We start from the raw sequence: 17,281 nt of genomic DNA on the forward strand, positions 1-17,281 counted from the left end.
GTGATTTTTGAAGCCTAAAGGGTAACAACTCTTTGCTATTTGGCTACAATTTTTAAATTTTCATTCTACTTATTTATGGTAAGGTTACCTAGACGAACATGCCTGATTTCGGGAAATATTAATTGTGGTGGGGGTACATAAGCTAATGGAAAAGAGTTACACACATAGCAGGACAAGAGAGCATCGCTTGAAGAGAAACAAAAGAAGATTGCTATTCGTTGCTATTTTATTATTCGTGATCGGTTGTATTACGCTCATTGTGCTAAAGGTGTCAGATAGCAAACCACCAGCCCAAACACTGGAGCAAGCTAAAAAAACAGATACCGTATCCAATGCCAAACCAACAGGTAAACCGACTGCCGAATCGAATGGTAAAGCAGCTTCACATAAAGACGAGGCCGGAGTGGAAGACGTAGCCTTTGTCGAAAAATATTTAAACCAACAAATGCTGGGGCAGATGCCTGATGGAGCCGATGGTAAAAAAGTAGCTTATTTATCTTTTGATGATGGGCCATCCGTGACTGTGACACCTCAAATATTGGATATTCTTAAAAAACAGAAGGTTAAGGCAACCTTTTTTGTCGTAGGCAAGGAAGCAGATGAGAATGAACATACGAAGAACATCATCAAAAGAATTGTTGCAGAAGGTCACGCTATAGGGAACCATACGTATTCACACAACTATAAGTATTTATATCCTCACAAGGCTGTAAGTACGAACAACGTTATGCAGGATATTGAAAAGAACAACCAAACCTTAAGAAGTATTCTGGGTCCGGATTTTTCGACAAGAGCGATCCGATTCCCCGGAGGTCATATGACGTGGAAGAAAAACGATCCCAAGGGTATGGGCGCATTAGATGCAGCTTTACTAAAAAAGGATTACCACCAAGTGGATTGGAATGTATTAACTAAAGATGCAGAGGGACGATCCAAGAAAGCGAACGGACTCATAAACCAATTCATAAAGACTGTTAAGGGTCGAGAAAAAGCCGTGATATTAATGCATGATACCTATGGTAAGGAAGAAACAGCAAAAGCCTTGCCGACAATCATAGAATATTTAAAAAAGCAGGGATATGAATTTAAGATTATGAAGTGAATATATGTTTAGGTTGCTTCCTTTTCGAAAACTACCTATACTATAAGTAGAGAAGTAAAGAAACAAAGAAAATTTGTTTCTCGGAATAGAATGGGTGGAAAAGGGGGAGTATACTATGGTAATAGCTAATGAGGCGGTGGAACGAGTGGAATGGAAACGTGCGCGTGTCTCGCAAAAACGCCAAGTCACAATACCTCAAAAACTGTATGAACAGGCTGGAATTAAGGATGAAGTGGAATTCGGGATCAAAGGAAATAACATCATTATTCGTCCTGTACGTGAAAATACTGCGAATGACAATTTTTCAGATCTTATCTTAGCTGATCTCATTAAGGAAGGGTACAAGGATCAGGAACTGCTTCAAAAATTCCGTGAAAGACAGGCTGAGCTTCACGGGGCTGTAAAGTCATTAATTGCTGAATCCGGAGAGGCTGCCCGTAATTTTAAATCTGGCGATGATGATACGGATGAACTATTTGGCGATGTGGTGGAGGATTAAATGCTTCCAGTCACATACTTAGGTCCTGCAAAACGATATTTTAAAAAGCTTTCTGAAAGACCGTTAAAGTCAGCCTACCTGGATGCTATTACAGCCATACGACTTGATCCCTCCATTGGAGAGCACAAAACAGGTGATCTAAGCGGAACTCTTGGCTACAATGTATTTTATAAAGGTACCAATTATGAAATTGCGTATCGGCTAGAAGAAAATGAGGAAGGCGAACTCATTGTAGTCATATTGGCCGGTTCCAGAGAAAATTTCTATGAAGAACTCAAGCGTTACTTGAAAAGCTGAAAACTTTAGATTTCAAAGAAAAAATGATAGATAACAAGAAAAGGACGAGGGCCATTGGCCCCGTCCTTTTCTGTTATAGAAGGTATACAAATCGTCCGCTTTAGAGCTGTTCCGCTTCAGCCATCGCCTGAATGAAGGCTCCGATACCTTTGGGATCGTTCGTCACAATCGGCTCGCTGATATAGTAAGCGAAGGTACCGTCCCGACGATCTTTACCGCCCAAACCGCTTACTTGCACCGTTTTGTTCAGATTCACGAGTCCTTCTTCGGTAATCGTGATAAATTCATCAATAATGCCTTTACGGATGATTTCTGCCTCTTGACGATAATGCTCTGGCAGATAACCTTTGCGAACGCCTTTGGCGATAGCATAGAGAATCATGCAGGAAGCGGAGGCTTCCAAATAGTTGCCTTTCACATGGCCCAGGTTGAGCACCTGATAAAAGACTCCACTTTCTTTATCACGTACTTTCAGCAGAGCTTCCAGTGTTTCCGTCAGCATATCGAGCAAGGCAGGGCGATCTGCGTGATCTTCTGGAATATAGTCCAGCACGTCAACGAGTGCCATAACGAACCAGCCGATAGAGCGTCCCCAAAAGTTCTTGGAGCAGCCTGTTTGCGGGTTGCACCATGGCTGTTCAAGCTTCTCATCCCAAGCGTGGTAGAGCAGGCCTGTTTGAGGATCACGCGTATGTTCATAGCAGAGCTTGAATTGTAAGGTAACATCGTCAAACTCTGACGGATCTCCAAATTCGCGGATAAATTCAGCGTAGAATGGGGCACCCATGTACAAGCCGTCCAGCCAAATTTGATACGGATAAATTTGCTTATGCCAGAATGCGCCCTCGCTTGTGCGAGGGTGTTTTTCCAACTGACTGCGTAATTGGTAAGCTGCCTTTTTATATCGTTCGTCTCCTGTGGCACGATACAGAGAGAAGAGCAGCTTTCCGTTATTCACGTGGTCAATATTGTACTCATCTGCTTTATAGCCCTGAATCACGCCATTTTCGTCAACAAAATGATCCATATGTTTTTTTACAAATTCCATATACTTGGGATCGCCTGTCAGTTCGCCAACCCATTCCAGACCTCTGTAAATAACGCCGTGGTCATATTCCCATTTTTCGTAAAACTCCGGACTCCGCTGTAGAACAGAATCGCTCATACGTACAGCCCAAGAATCTGTTTTTGTAGGATTGGTTGTCGGTTGTGATGTTGGATTTGCCATGATACAGTCACCTCTATGGAAAATATTTGATTTGTAATCGTTGTTTGTGCTTACATGGAAGGCGTATGTGATTTGGGGTCAGCAGGTTTGTTCTTGAAACCTACATTATTGTTGCCCCAGCACCGGTCGTAAGTAAAACCTGTCAGATCCTCGAATACTTTTCGAGCTTCCGGTTTGGCTGACTTCATGGAGCCGCCGTTTTTGAGACGATCAATTTCGGTAATCAGCTTCTTGTGGCTGTCGATATCCAGCTTCATCACGAGAGACGCAATCATACCGATGATCGCCAAAACGATGGTTCCAACGACGAGTACGTAAAATATAGCATGCTGAGCTGCGACCGGCTGACTATCAGCCCCGGATACGAATCCGAAATGCTGTAACACCCAGCCAAGTATGAAGACGACGACGGCTCGCACCATTTTACCTGCGAAAGTCATCATACCTGCATAAATTCCTTCCCGGCGCCGGCCAGTCAGTGCCTCATCTACATCAGCAAGGAACGTATATTGATTCCAAGGAATATAGTAGACCCCGCCTGTACCCAGACCCATAAACAGTGTGATGACATATAGCCATACCATCGTATTGGAGGCTCCCGTTATATAGAGCAGGCCGTAACCCGCTACGCTAAAGCAAACGACGACGAGTGCGGCGATAAAAGGCATACGGAACCCTTTGCGCACACAGAACTGGATGAAGAAATAGGTGGAAATTAATTGAATGACAGAGTTAAAGCTATTCAGATTAGATACCAACTCCGAGCTTTGGAACAGGGAAAACACAATAAAGTACGTAAAGGCAGAAGTGAACAGCCATTCGGCTGAAAAGCCGCCCAGATACATGCCCAGATGATGACGGAACGTCTTCACCCGGAAGGTCGAGGAAATATCAATAAACAGCTTTTTCATGGAATCTATAAAGGAAAGCGGAGCTTCACCTTCCAGTTCCTTTTGCAGTTCCTCCGTAGGGCGTTCCCAAGAGTTTTTGTACAAAAATGCCATTGCAATGAGCAAGATACCTGCAAACACGAGTCCGGTATAAAAGAAGGGCAATGGAGAGTCTTTGCCATACTCAGCGATAAAGCGACCAGGGATAAAAGCGGCGGCAAAATTGGCAATTTTACCGAACATGGCCTTCCATCCGGTCAGTCTGGAGCGCGCGCCGAAATCGCGAGTCATCTCTGCGGCAAGTGCTTCATAGGGCACCATGACAGAGGTATACACCAGTTCAAACAGCACGTACGTACTTAGGTAATACCAGAAACCCAACCCATCTACCCAAAGCAACGGATATACGAGCATCAGTGGAATACCCATCATAATGAAAAAACGGCGTCTGCCGAATTTACGGCCCAGGCGGGTTCGATGAAAGTTGTCGCTAATAAAGCCCATGATCGGATTGCTGACTGCATCGATGATGCTGGCAACGGAGAAAATGGCTGCGGCCTGAACGGGAGACAGTCCGCAAAAGGTTGTATAAAAGTACATTAACCATGCGCCACTAATAGCAAGTGCACCGCTTCCCAGCATGTTGCCGCTTCCATAGGCGAGTGTATGTTTCATTGTGATTTTTTGTTCCATGATCTGTTCACCTCATATTTTGTCTGGTTATGAGGACAATCACCGGTCGCTATATTATGCTGAATGTCTATGTTGGTAGATGGGCCAGGGCGTCCTGATTGGGTTGGGCTTTTAACGTGCCCCTATATTGTTGCCGCTCGGAGTGCCCGAGCCGATCAGATCGCTTCCTGAAGCCAGCTTGAGGAAGTTACCTAGCTGGATGGAACCGTCTGTGTTTCTAGTAATGGAAGGAACGAGACTGACAAAGTCATCAGCACTGGCGAGAAGACCTTTGGCATTGGTGCTTTTTTTGCTTTTCCACCAGACGTTAGAATTATCTTGATCGGTTCCACTGGTCTTATCACTGGCTGTTCCTTCAAAGGAAAGATTGTTAATAAATACGTGTTCACCCTTGTCAAAAGCAAAATTGCTTTCGCCATTGCTCCATGAGGTATTATTAGTCAGGGTAATGGAGCCGGGGTTGCTATTGTAGGTAAAGCCATGCTTTTTGTTCTGAAAGGCAATACTGTTTTTGACGATATGGTCGACCTTGATTTTGTCCCCGCCCAGCTTAAAACCATTGCCGTCACTGCTAGCGGTGGACGTTCCGTCAGAAGTCTGTCCGTTGTGGTGGGCGACACTGTTCAAGATTGTTACTGCTCCGATAGGTCCGGTTGCTGCTTTGGTAAACAAATCCCAACCGTCGTCAACGTTGTACGCAGCCAGGCAGTTATCGAACACATTGCCCGGTCCTACGGTCAGCTTGGCGGCAAAACCGTCAGCATCCTCACCATTGTCAGGATCAGCATTATCATGAGAGTAAGAGTTCAAGATAAGGTTGTTCGAAGGCCATTCACTGTTAGCGGCTGTAGTGGAATAGCGTCCGAGCTGAAGACCGGTGTCCCGATTATGGTGAGTTTCCACGTTTTCAATCCGGTTGTTGCTGCCGCCGATATAGATACCGTTATCCCCGGCACCCTTTACTTCAAGACCTTTTACCAGCCAATAGTCTCCGAAAAGCTGGAGTCCCCGGTTAGCGGAGCCAAGGGCTTGACCTGAAAAATCAAGCACCGGCTTTTCACTGCCGTAAGCAACCAACCCTTTGAGGGAGCCGTTGCTGCCATTATTTCCACGCTGAACGGTAATCGTTGAGGAATAGGCGTAGTTGCCTCCGCGCAGATAAATGGTTTTACCAGGAGCAATTTGTGTAAGTGCGGCTTCAAGAGTAGTAGGGCTGGAAATGGTGCCTGGATTGGACACGTTACCATTTGGCGCTACATACAAGTCGCCTGCCGCCAGCGTGGTGGAGATAGCAGATGAATCCGTTGCACTGGCAGCCTCTTCTGAAAGGGAAGAAGAAGGAGCATTGGATGACGTATCTGCGTAAGTGGTTCCAATAAGAAAAGAAGAAGCGAAAACAAAAGAAACACCGAGTCTCAGAGCGTTAAACCCGTTTTTTGGACGTTCATTGCGTTTAAACATGTAAATTCCTCCTTATTTCATCTTTTATTTTAAAGAAGATAGCACTATAAAAGCGACTTATGCTGTCTTTCATGTGAAACGAGGACACCTCCCCGGGTGACGGATTAACTGGCATATGTCTAAAACGCTCTAAGAAGTATAAGCTCAGTTTAATCTATGTTAACGTTTGCATCAACTGTTTTTTGATGATAATTTAAGATTGTGAAAAAAAGTTCACACTTTTGTTTCAACTTTAAACACGGTTTTGCCAAGCTGGGAAAAATTGATTACACTTATACAATATACACATATTAGGAATAGAATCTATGAGAAAAGGCGGTTTTGACGCATGGATAACGGGAATCATTCGACGAGTCCAGCTACACGGAAAGTTTCGGACAAGCAGCCGCAAGTTAAAAATGAGATCGTGGATTGGCTTAAAGCGATTACGGTGGGTGTTGTTCTCGTGTTCATTATGCACGGGTTGCTGTTTGCGCCATCTGTCGTTGAGGGAGCATCCATGGAGCCGAATTTCAAAACAAATGAACGGGTTGTCTTGAATAAACTGATTTACGATTTTCGTGATCCCAAGCCCAGTGAGGTCGTTGTATTCCATGTAAGAAAGGAAGGAAGAGACTTTATTAAGCGTGTTATTGGGGTTGCGGGAGACACGATTAAATATCAAGGCGACAATCTTTACGTGAATGGTAAGAAGGTGGAAGAGTCATACATTCAGGGAGCTGTCCAAGAAGCACATGCCAAGGGCGAGCTGTACAACAATGTGGACTTTCCGAATGCAACAATAACCGAGTCCAAGGTTCCCGAAGGTACTATTTTTGTCATGGGCGATCATCGTAATAATAGTAGAGACAGTCGTGCGATTGGCTTTGTTTCGATTAAAGATATTGTTGGACGTGCGGATGTGATTTTCTGGCCGCTGGGCAGCGCGCAGTGGGTAAAGCATGAAGAATAGAAGAGCGCCTAAGACGGAATGCTGTTCCCCGTTTTAGGCGCTTTGCGTGTCTCTGAAGCTGTTATATTTTTTGGGTAAAAGGGTCAGGCAGCTTTATTCCTCTGTCTCCGGTACGTGTTCTTCCTTGTTCATCTCTTGGATCCAGCCTGCCGCTTGGCTGGCTGTTTCAAAGTCGAAGCGATGCGTGTTCAAAATCTCCTTCGGGTCCACTTTACCGTACTTGGAACGAATGATTTTGGCGTTCGGTTGAATACCGCGCAGCGCTTTTTCCAGTCGCTCCAGCTCCTCGGGGGATACCAGATCGCATTTGTTAATAATCAGCACATCACAAAATTCCACCTGCTCTACCAGCAGATCAACAATGCCGCGCGCATCTTCGTCCGCAACCTCCTGCCCGTGATCCTTGGGGGAATCTCCGGAGTAGAAGTCCTTCCAAAATTCCGGCGCATTCACAACAGTAACCATCGTATCCAGCCGGGTCAGCTTGGTCAGATCGATGTCGTTTTCCTCATCTACATAACTGAACGTTTGGGCTACCGGGATGGGTTCGCCGATGCCTGTGGACTCAATAAGGATATAGTCGAACTTTTTATCCAGCGCCAGCCGCTCTACCTCTTTTAAGAGGTCTTCTCGCAGGGTGCAGCAGATGCAGCCGTTGGACATTTCCACCAGCTTCTCATTAACGCGGGATAATCCTCCGCCGTCCCGAACGAGATCCGCATCAATGTTTACCTCGCTCATGTCATTGACAATGACAGCTACCCGCAAGCCTTCCCGGTTATTCAGCACATGATTGAGCAACGTGGTTTTGCCTGAACCGAGATACCCGCTAAGTACAGTCACCGGTATTTTCTTCTCCAATTCCATAGTGTTTGCCAACGTAATCACTCATCCCTTCGAAAGTGTTCATGAAATGCTGAATGTGTTGTAGTGGCTACAATGTCAGATAGGGAAGCTGCAATGCTCCCCTTGTCGGTTTCTTTTAATCGTAATAATTACTAATAGTAAAATCAGTAAATCATTTGCCGTATCATACCTGAAAAGTTGTATTTCAATAATTGAAACTTACGAATTATATTTAACTGTTTCAAATGACAAATAGGCGTATAATAACCCCATTAGACCTAAGAAAATTGTCCCATACAAAGGAGATATTTTAGAATGAAGATTGGTAAAAAACTATCCATTAGTTTTGCAGCCGTATTATTGCTTACATTGGTTGTGGGCGTTATTGGTGAGTATGCTACTTCGTCTTTACATACATCTTATCAAAGCATGATTGATGACAGAGTCGATAAAATTTTGATTATTAAAGAATTGCAGTATGATGCTGCGAGCCAGACCAAGTATTTTCGCGGGTATCTGGTGACTGGCGATCAGGATGAAATGAACAGTTATCTGAAAGCACGCGAAACCTTTGCAGCGACCATGAAGAAGCTGCAATCAACGCCAGCACTGGACAAGCCCAAGCAAATGGCAGCAAAGCTCCAGCAGATGGAGGCTGAATATGCAGATATCGTGAAGGAAATTACCTCATATAAGCAGCAGGGGGATGTCGCGACCTACACGAGATTAGTGGAGGGAAAATGTAAGCCGATGGCACTTGCACTGGAGCAGCAGTCACAGGTCATGGAGCAATACCAGATGGAACTACTGAATCAATCCCAAGTCGAGCAGGGTGAGAAGCTTCAATATGTACAGACGATGATTATCATTGCGATGGCGCTTGCGCTGGTAATCGGGATCGTATTGGCGTATGTAATCACCCGTATGATTGCCCGTCCGGTGGTTCAGGTGGCTCAAGCCGCGCGGCGTATTGCAGAAGGGGATCTGACACAGGAGGATATTCAAATTCGGCAGAAAGATGAAATTGGTGAATTGGCACAGAGCTTTAACGATATGAAACGCCAGCTTCGTTCGCTGCTGCAAGTGATTTATCAGAATGCGCAAGGAGTTACACTGGCTTCGGGTGAGCTGTCCAATGGCTCCGGGCAAGTGGCGGAAGGTACGCGGCAGATGGCGGAGACGGTACAGGGAATCCACGATTCGGCAGGCAATCAGGTTGAGCGAAATCGTGAAAACCAGCAGGCGGTCAAGGAAAGCGCAGAAGGCGTTCAAAAGATTGCCCAATCCGCATCCATTACCGCAGAGCTGTCCGAGCGGGCGATTCACGAGACAGAGCGCGGCAATGCAGACCTGGAGGAAACGGTTATGCAAATGCGCCATATTCAGGATACGATGAAGGACTCGGTCAAGGTCATTCAGGACTTGGGCGAGCAATCGAAGAGAATCCAAAGTGTAACGCAGTTCATTCGCGATATCGCCAAGCAAACCAATTTGCTGTCATTGAACGCCTCCATTGAAGCGGCCAGAGCCGGGGAATCGGGTAAGGGCTTTGCTGTCGTGGCGGGTGAAGTGAAGAAGCTGGCGGAACAGACAGGTCAAGCATCCCAACAGATTGCTGTCTTTATGGATGCCTTGGCGGATACAGTGAACCAGGCCGTAGACTCGATCCAGAAAGGCTCCAGCGAGGTTGAGGCTGGAACAGATCTGATTCATCGCACTGGGCAGACGTTTAGCAAAGTACATGAAGCAGTACAAACGGTCGCTGAGCATACGCAGGAGGTGTCGGCTGCGACCGAAGAATTGTCTGCCATTACCGGGCAACTGCTGGACTCGGAGCAAAAGCTAGTAGGCTTGTCCCGTGAGATTGCAGAGGAATCGGAGTCGGCTGCGGCTGTGTGCGAGGAGCAGCTCGCTTCTATGGAGGTCATCGCAGATTCTGCCGATTCGCTGCGTCATATGGCTGCCGAGCTAATGTCGGAAATACAGCATTTCCGCATTACAAACGATGCAGACGAGAACAAGACCTCGGCTTCGACTCATCCAAAGGATACGAATGGCGGGCGCGGCACGTCCACCAGACGTACGTCTATGGATAGAATTTCAATTTCGGATACACCGATTCATCCCGCTTCCTGAGCGGGAAGTGTTAGATAACAGAGTCTTCCGGGCATCCAGGCTGAAACCAAGAGGACTTGCGCAAACAACACGCAAGTCCTCTTTTTTGCTATCTGGCTTCGTATACTCATATACGCTGACTTTTTACATTCGCCGGGTATTGCTACTTTGTACTCAGCCTTTGACTGCTCCCGCGACAACACCTTTGACGATGTATTTTTGCAGGAAAATAAATACGACGATGGAAGGCAGCACAGCCATCACCATTGCTGTCATGGCATACTGCCAGTCTGACGTATACTGTCCGACGAAGGTATAGGCCGCCAGCGTAAGCGTTTTGGTGCTGGGTGAGCCGTTAACCATGAGCAGGGGCAGCAGAAAATCGTTCCAAATCCACATCACGTCGATGATCACAATGGTGGCGGTGACCGATTTCAGCAAGGGGAAAATCACCGAAAAGAAAAGCCGGAAGCCTGAGGCTCCGTCGATCTTGGCGCTTTCGTCAATCTCGTTGGGAATCCCTTTGACAAACCCGTGATAGATAAACACCGCCAGCGGTGCGCCGAAGCCCCAATACAGCAGGCCAAGTCCCCAGGTACTGTCCGCCAGATGCAGGTCTTTCGCGAGTCGCAAGACAGTCAGCATAATGGACTGAAACGGGATCAACATTGGCATAATGCACAGCATGTAGATGGCGGAACTCCATTTGCTCTTCGTCCGTGCCAGCTTATAGGCGGCAATGGAGGATACTAGCACGATACCTGCCAGCCCGACCACGGTAATGATCGTGTTATTCAGAAATAAGCGTGGATAGTTAATGAATTTCCATACATATACGTAGTTATCCAGCGAAAGCTGCTTGGGCAGCGCAATGACGTCGGTCATGACCTCAGCGAAGCTTTTGAACGAATTGTTAATGGCAAGAAACAGCGGATACAAAAATAACAGCGATAATACAATCATGCCCGCTTCCAGCAAAATACGTCCCATACGTCTGCGTTGCATCAGGCTTCAACCTCCCTGCGTTTGAAAATAGACAATTGGATGATCGTAATGATCAGCACTGCGACGAATAACAACAACGCTTTGGCTGTTCCATAGCCGTACAGATTGTTCTGGAACGTGTCCCGATAAATATCATACGCAATACTGTATGTTGTACCTCCCGGCCCGCCGCCAGTCAGGGATAGAATGACGTCGAACACCTTGATCGAGTTGGTCAGAGCCATGAAAACCGAGATCGTGATGGAAGGGGCCAGCAAGGGTAACGTAATACTGAAAAATCTCCGAATCGGCCCCGCTCCGTCCACAATAGCGGCTTCCTTCAGATCCTCCGGTACGGACTGCAAGCCTGCAATGTAAATGACCATATAAAAGCCAATGGATTGCCAGATAGATACCGCCAAAATAGAAATAAACGCGAGCCCTTCTTGCCCCAGCCAACTGAGCTGGAAGATGCCCCAGCCTGTGCTGTTTCCCAGTGACTCAAAGCCCTGCATAAAGATGAACTTCCAGATAAATCCAACAATCACGAGACTGAGGATATAAGGGATAAAGAAAGCCGCCCGCAGCCAAGCCGAGCTTTTCAGCTTCATGTCGAGGACAAGTGCCAGCAAAATGGCCAGCACGTTCACCAGCACAATGTACAGAATGGCATATTTGACCGTAAACCAGGCCGCATGTGCAAAGTTGGCATCTCCGAGCAGGATTTGTTTGAAATTATCCAGGCCTACAAATTTCGGATGCTTGGATATTCCATTCCACTTGGTCAGGGAATAGCGTATCGTCATCAAAAACGGAATATAAAATGCAATCGTAATGCACAGAATTACAGGCAGTGTGAACAAGCCAAACTCTAATTTACTGCCCTTATCGCCCCGGCTTCCCCTTTTTTTCAGCATAACGCACCTCTTTTCTCAACATTTTCCGATCTTTCGTTCCAAGCCGTTTGAGATATAATGAAAGTATAGGATAGCCCCTGGGGCCGGACCAATGGATTTAAGAAAACAGTTGAGGGTAAAAATGTGTACGCTTTCAAAAGGGGCGATTTTATCGTGATACCAGAACGAGCAGGTGCAGTTCTCAGATCCATGTGGAGACGAATAACGCAAAAATTGGTGAACAAGCTTATTTTGCTTTTTACCTCGGTGATCATTCTGGTGGTAGGCTCGCTGACGATTATCTCCTATCAGATGATTGAAAGAGAGTCGGTGAATCATAGCATTGCCAGCACAACGAATAATCTGCTGTTGGTCAATCAGAACCTGGAGGACTATCTGGAGGGGATGCAGCAGCTAGCCCTGCCGCAGCTTCGTTATAACGATATTATGAACGCGATTGCGAATGAAAATCGGGACTATGCCTCTCGAATGGTCATTGAAAACTATTTGCGCAGCATGTTTTATTCCCGCAGTGATCTGGAAGCTATTTATCTGTACGTGGCAGATCGCCATCAATATTATGTGGTGACCCGGGAGACGTACAATATTACGGTGCGCCAAGGGATGAACACGGATATTCCCAAGCTGCCCTGGTATAAGGAGGCGCTGGCGAGCACGGCCAATGAATCGTTTCAATCCTTTGTGGGTTCCCGCTCGGATATGGGGTATGTGGCACCACAGGCCAGCTTTATGGCGTACCATCGGGTGCTGAGGTCGATTGCATCTCGTCACCCGCAGGCGGTGTTGTCCTTTTATTACAATACGAGCGCTGTGGACGATATCATGAAGAACATTCCACTCGGCAAAGGGGATCATCTCATGCTACTAAGTCCTGAACGTATTCCCTTTTACGTGGACAGCCTTCCGTTATACGAGCGAATGAGGGACTCGGGGGTGCTGGAACAGATTGGACAGGGAGGGAGCGGACGAGTAACATGGTCGGACAGTAGCGGCAGCCAGGAGTATCTGGTCGTGTATGATGCCGGGAAAAAAGAAGGCTGGCGGCTCGTCAAGCCGATCCCATACCGTCAAATTTACGAAGCGGCTACGACGACACGAAATTGGAGCTACGTGATCGGGATTTTGTTTTTAGGGGTGTCTATTATTTTGGTAACGCTGACCTCGAGTGCCATTACCAGCCCCTTACACAAGCTGTCCACCCAGATGAAGCGGTTTAGTACCGGGGACTTCGGGGCAACGGCCCTTGTGAAGGGCCATGACGAGATTGCGTATTTGTCGCTGCATTTTAACGAAATGGTTCAAAGAACCGAAGAATTAATTAATGAGCGTTATCGAATGAAGCTGGTCGAGAAAAACGCCATACTCAAGGCGCTGGAGGCTGAAATTAATCCCCATTTTCTGTACAATGCGCTGCAAGCCATATCCACACAGGCATTAAAGCGTGAGATGTTCGATATGGCGGATATGGTCGATGCGTTGGCCCAAACCCTGCGGTATTCCATCAACGGCAAGGATATCGTAGTTGCCCGCGAAGAACTCCAGCATATTGAACGGTATATGGGGTTGCAAAAGGCAAGGTTCGGGACGAGACTGCGAATAGAACTGGAGTGGGAGGACACGCTGCTGGAGCTGCGAATCCCGAGGTTGTCCGTGCAGACGTTGGTGGAAAATTCGATCAAGCATGCGCTGGAAAAGGTATCAAGCGATATTCTGATTGTCATTTCAGCCGAATCCAGCTCTACAGATGCCACGATTACTGTACGGGACAACGGCCCGGGGATCTCGGAGGATAAGCTGAGACAGGTGCTGGATTCGTTCGAAGAGAGGTGGGAGGAACGGGAGAGTGAGCATATCGGCTTAAAAAATCTGAATACACGATTGAAGCTGCTGTATGGAGATCAGGCGGGACTATCCATACATACGGATGAAACGGGAACAGAAATCCAAATGCGCATCCCCCAGGGAGGAAGTAGTCATGTATAACGTATTGATCATTGACGATGAGGAGCCGCTGCGCGAAGCTATTCGTATTGTCGGAGACTGGAACAACCTCGGCATCGGGCAGGTGTTTGAGGCGACGAATGGCAGACTTGGACTGGAGCTGCTGGAACGGCACCCAATAGATGTGGTCATGGTGGATATGAAAATGCCGGAGCTGAACGGTATCGAATTTCTTCGTGCCATCGAGAAGGTGTATCCTAATCTGCTGACGATTGTCATTAGCGGCTATGACGATTTTGAATTTACACGGCAAGCGATTCAATCCCGGGTGGTGGATTATTTGCTCAAGCCGATCAATCGGCTGGAATTGAATCAGGCGCTGCGCAAGGCGGTAGACATATTGGAGAGTCGCAAGCAGAGCGAAAGCAAATTCATTAGTCAGAACATTACGCTGAACATGTCACTGCCGAAGCTAAAGGAGAAGCTGTATTTATCTATTCTGGACGGTAGCTTTAAAAGGCAGGCGAATGCGGCGTTACTCCCCATGATCGGTGCAGATCAACCGGGGAACCGCTTTGGGGTGATCGTGCTGCGGTTGCTGAACAGGGATGAGGTTCGCATGACACGTTTTCACGGGGAGACGGATCTGATGGATTTTGCCGTGACGAACGTGTTGGCTCAGACTTCGGATGAACGATTGAGCTGTTTTAGTTTTCCTCATCCGAGACGGGAGCGCGAGGTCGTTTCGATTTGCACATTGTCTCCGGGGCAGGAACAACATATGCCTCTTCTGCTGGCACAAGTGACACAGAAGGCGGTGACGAATCTGCATGGATTGTTCGGCATGGTGGTAGCTGCCGGGGTGGGTAAGCCTTGTACGGACATACTGGAACTGGCAGCTGCTTATACGGATGCCAAGGCGCATATCCACAGCACGGACGTATTGAAGCTGACAGGAACATCGGTCATGCATGTCGCGCCCCGGCAGGGAATGATGCCAGAAGAAGTGTCGTGGACGGATCGGCTGCTGTTGATCCAGAAGGATGCCCAGACAGGCCAGGCAAATCGGGCAAAGGTACTGCTAAACGACCTGCTGAAGCAGTTGGCATCCGGCCCTGCTTTTCGTTTGCAGGATGCAGATCGGATGATGGGCGAGCTTCATTTTTTACTGAAAGAAGCGGCTATGGAGCCGGGTGCTTTCCTATCTGTATCTGCATCTGTGTCTGAGCCGGAGTGGGCATCGGGGGAACAGAGAAAAAGCGTGGCTGAGGGCGATATTGCTGCGGACTTTACGGACTTTGCCCAGTATGGACAGCGGCTGCATCGGATGCTGGAGCTTTACATTGCCGGGGTTCAGCATGCTCAAGGGGGGAGTCAGCCCTTTGATATTACGGAGATCAAACGGCATATTGACCGATATTACTTTGAAGATATCAAAATTTCATTTTTTGCCGAAACGTATTTTTTAAGTCGGGAGTACTTGATGAAGCTGTTCAAGCAGCAGTTTGGTTACGGGATTCACGAATATGTGCAGAAGGTCCGAATGGACAAGGCGAAGGAGCTGTTAGGCGATTCCAGCCTGAAAATTCAGGAGATTTCCGATATGCTTGGCTACAAGGACAAGAATTATTTCAGTAAGGCTTTTCGTAATTATTATCAGGTGTCACCGTCGGAGTATCGTGTGAGCTTGCAATAAACCACTTTTTTACCCTTAATGCTTCACTAATCTGCCTTTTTAAATCGGACTATATTTTTTAGAATGAGCGCATGGACGTTGATCACGAATAAATGGGGGAGTATCCATGTTAAAGAAGATGATGGCGTTATCCGGCAGTTTGCTTTTGACGGTCGGTTTGTTGAGCGGATGCGGAAGCAGCGGCGACTCAGATGCGGCGAAAGGGAATGCTGGCGGCAAAGAAGAATTGAAAACGGTTACAATAAATATGTTCACAGCCTCACCGGAGTATACGGATGCTTTTAACGCGTATATCGAAGAGTATAAGAAGGTCAAGCCTAACGTAAAGATCAATCTGGAAATCATGCAGGCAGACTATAACACGATTCTCAAGTCGAAAATTGCTTCAGGCAGTACACCGGATGTATTCCAGACCACGGCCGGAGGCGATATCGACACGTATGCTGATTATAGCGCCGATCTGACGAATGAGCCGCTGGCAGCAGCTATGACGGATGCCGTTCGAGCGAATATGAGCTCCAGTGACGGTAAAGTGTTGGGCTTCCCGGTGAAGGGGAATTTGTTTGCGCTAATTTACAACAAGGATTTACTCACCAAGGCCGGTGTAACCTCCCCGCCGAAGACGATTGCAGAGATGCAGGACGCAGTCACCAAGCTTGAGGCGAAGGGCATCACTCCATTTGCGAATGCATATAAAGAGTGGTGGGTATGGAAGCACATCTTCCAGCATTATGTGGATGCTGCCGCACAGGATGCAGGTGTGGAGCCGAAGCAGCTCGTTAATGATTTTATTGCAGGCAAAGCGAAAATCAAGGACTATCCGGTGCTGTACAACAACTTTTTTAGCTTTATTGATCTGACGGTGAAGCATGGCACGGATAAGCCGCTGGAACGCGACAGCAATGCGGAAGTGAGCGATTTTGCATCGGGTAAAGCTGCGTTTATGACGGGTAAAGGCGCATGGGATGAGGAAGCGATCAAGAAGATTAATCCCGACCTCAAGATTGGCATCATGGGCTATCCGGTAAGTGACAAGGCGGATCAATCGGTCATCATTACCGGGGCCGATCAGGCGCTGCGTATTAACAAGGATTCAGAGGTAGCCAAGGAGACGATTGAATTTTTTAACTGGCTATACACTTCGGAATACGGTAAGAACTGGTTCTCCCAGGTAGCGAAGGTGATTCCTCCAATTAAGGATGCACCGCTTCCTGATCTGGAAATGCCTAAGGAAATGGAAAGCATTTTGAAAACGTCCAAGTCTGGTGATCTGTCTGTCAACTACTCGCTGGATACGTTCCACCAAAAATTTGGCGAGCTGATGCAGGCTTATATCAGCGGCAACATGAACAAGGATCAGGCAGTTGCTGAGATTGAAAAAGCGTGGGTGCAACTAGGCTCGGCACAATAAAGCTGGTTTCGCAAAGGCGTCCGTAAGGGCGTCTTTTTGTGTTATAGCTAGGAAGCCGAGAGGGTGTGGACAAAAAAATATTTAATAATATTTAAATATTTACTTGCAAAAAGTTATTGAGTTGTGGATAATAGATTGTGTGCAATATATCTACGACATACGACATACATAATGACTGCAAGTTGCAAAAGTGAGAGATACCCCGTTTGGGGAATCTCTTTATTCCGTTTGGACTATGCCGAATATGAT

The 17,281-nt window shown here is 47.1% G+C and carries 13 protein-coding genes and 1 pseudogene; 8 read left to right on the forward strand and 6 right to left on the reverse strand.

What is annotated here, in order from left to right; all coding sequences use genetic code 11:
* Nucleotides 1–145 precede the first annotated feature (145 nt).
* The 3 genes from E0698_RS06675 (at nucleotide 146) to E0698_RS06685 (ending at nucleotide 1,898) form a co-directional block, all read left to right on the forward strand.
* Nucleotides 146–1,102: a polysaccharide deacetylase family protein gene (locus tag E0698_RS06675; RefSeq protein ID WP_192511023.1), complete on the forward strand. Its 957-nt coding sequence runs from the start codon at nucleotides 146–148 to the stop codon at nucleotides 1,100–1,102.
* Nucleotides 1,103–1,217: 115 nt separating this feature from the next.
* Complete coding sequence (locus tag E0698_RS06680; protein WP_044644231.1) at nucleotides 1,218–1,601, forward strand: AbrB/MazE/SpoVT family DNA-binding domain-containing protein; 384 nt, start codon at nucleotides 1,218–1,220, stop codon at nucleotides 1,599–1,601.
* On the forward strand, nucleotides 1,602–1,898 hold the full coding sequence (locus E0698_RS06685; protein WP_044644232.1) for a type II toxin-antitoxin system RelE/ParE family toxin: 297 nt from the start codon (nucleotides 1,602–1,604) through the stop codon (nucleotides 1,896–1,898). It abuts the gene before it with no gap.
* A gap of 100 nt (nucleotides 1,899–1,998) precedes the next feature.
* Here the strand turns inward: E0698_RS06685 and E0698_RS06690 are convergent, their stop codons facing one another.
* The 3 genes from E0698_RS06690 to E0698_RS06700 form a co-directional block, all read right to left on the reverse strand.
* Nucleotides 1,999–3,126, reverse strand: coding sequence for a glycoside hydrolase family 88/105 protein (locus E0698_RS06690; protein ID WP_192511024.1), 1,128 nt, complete (start codon nucleotides 3,124–3,126; stop codon nucleotides 1,999–2,001).
* 50 nt (nucleotides 3,127–3,176) lie between these two features.
* On the reverse strand, nucleotides 3,177–4,709 hold the full coding sequence (locus E0698_RS06695; RefSeq protein WP_192511025.1) for an MFS transporter: 1,533 nt from the start codon (nucleotides 4,707–4,709) through the stop codon (nucleotides 3,177–3,179).
* Nucleotides 4,710–4,820: 111 nt separating this feature from the next.
* Entirely contained in the window at nucleotides 4,821–6,170 is a 1,350-nt protein-coding gene (locus tag E0698_RS06700; protein WP_192511026.1) for a right-handed parallel beta-helix repeat-containing protein, read from the reverse strand.
* Nucleotides 6,171–6,498: 328 nt separating this feature from the next.
* Here E0698_RS06700 and lepB point away from each other — a divergent pair, with 328 nt between their 5' ends.
* Nucleotides 6,499–7,122 carry a signal peptidase I gene (gene lepB / locus E0698_RS06705; RefSeq protein ID WP_192511027.1) on the forward strand — a complete coding sequence of 208 codons (624 nt, stop codon included), beginning with the start codon at nucleotides 6,499–6,501 and terminating at the stop codon, nucleotides 7,120–7,122.
* Nucleotides 7,123–7,218: 96 nt separating this feature from the next.
* Here lepB and E0698_RS06710 read toward each other — a convergent pair.
* Nucleotides 7,219–8,001, reverse strand: a pseudogene (locus E0698_RS06710) (GTP-binding protein); the annotation flags it as partial.
* 282 nt (nucleotides 8,002–8,283) lie between these two features.
* On the opposite strand from E0698_RS06710, the gene E0698_RS06715 reads away from it, so the two are divergent.
* On the forward strand, nucleotides 8,284–10,104 hold the full coding sequence (locus E0698_RS06715; RefSeq protein WP_192511028.1) for a methyl-accepting chemotaxis protein: 1,821 nt from the start codon (nucleotides 8,284–8,286) through the stop codon (nucleotides 10,102–10,104).
* 153 nt (nucleotides 10,105–10,257) lie between these two features.
* Here the strand turns inward: E0698_RS06715 and E0698_RS06720 are convergent, their stop codons facing one another.
* Both E0698_RS06720 and E0698_RS06725 read right to left on the reverse strand, forming a co-directional pair.
* Nucleotides 10,258–11,088, reverse strand: a complete 831-nt coding sequence (locus E0698_RS06720) for a carbohydrate ABC transporter permease (protein ID WP_192511029.1) — start codon at nucleotides 11,086–11,088, stop codon at nucleotides 10,258–10,260.
* Entirely contained in the window at nucleotides 11,088–11,984 is an 897-nt protein-coding gene (locus E0698_RS06725; protein WP_082067081.1) for a carbohydrate ABC transporter permease, read from the reverse strand. The genes E0698_RS06720 and E0698_RS06725 overlap by 1 nt, the downstream gene beginning before the upstream one ends.
* A 189-nt stretch (nucleotides 11,985–12,173) precedes the next feature.
* Between E0698_RS06725 and E0698_RS06730 the strand changes: the two genes are divergently transcribed.
* The 3 genes from E0698_RS06730 (at nucleotide 12,174) to E0698_RS06740 (ending at nucleotide 17,032) form a co-directional block, all read left to right on the forward strand.
* Entirely contained in the window at nucleotides 12,174–13,967 is a 1,794-nt protein-coding gene (locus E0698_RS06730; RefSeq protein WP_192511068.1) for a cache domain-containing sensor histidine kinase, read from the forward strand.
* Nucleotides 13,960–15,621, forward strand: a complete 1,662-nt coding sequence (locus E0698_RS06735) for a response regulator transcription factor (RefSeq protein ID WP_192511030.1) — start codon at nucleotides 13,960–13,962, stop codon at nucleotides 15,619–15,621. Before E0698_RS06730 ends, E0698_RS06735 begins: the two co-directional genes overlap by 8 nt.
* Before the next feature lie 106 nt (nucleotides 15,622–15,727).
* Nucleotides 15,728–17,032: an ABC transporter substrate-binding protein gene (locus E0698_RS06740; protein WP_192511031.1), complete on the forward strand. Its 1,305-nt coding sequence runs from the start codon at nucleotides 15,728–15,730 to the stop codon at nucleotides 17,030–17,032.
* Nucleotides 17,033–17,281 lie beyond the last annotated feature (249 nt).

This window comes from Paenibacillus sp. 23TSA30-6, assembly GCF_014858585.1.
Lineage (GTDB): Bacteria > Bacillota > Bacilli > Paenibacillales > Paenibacillaceae > Paenibacillus.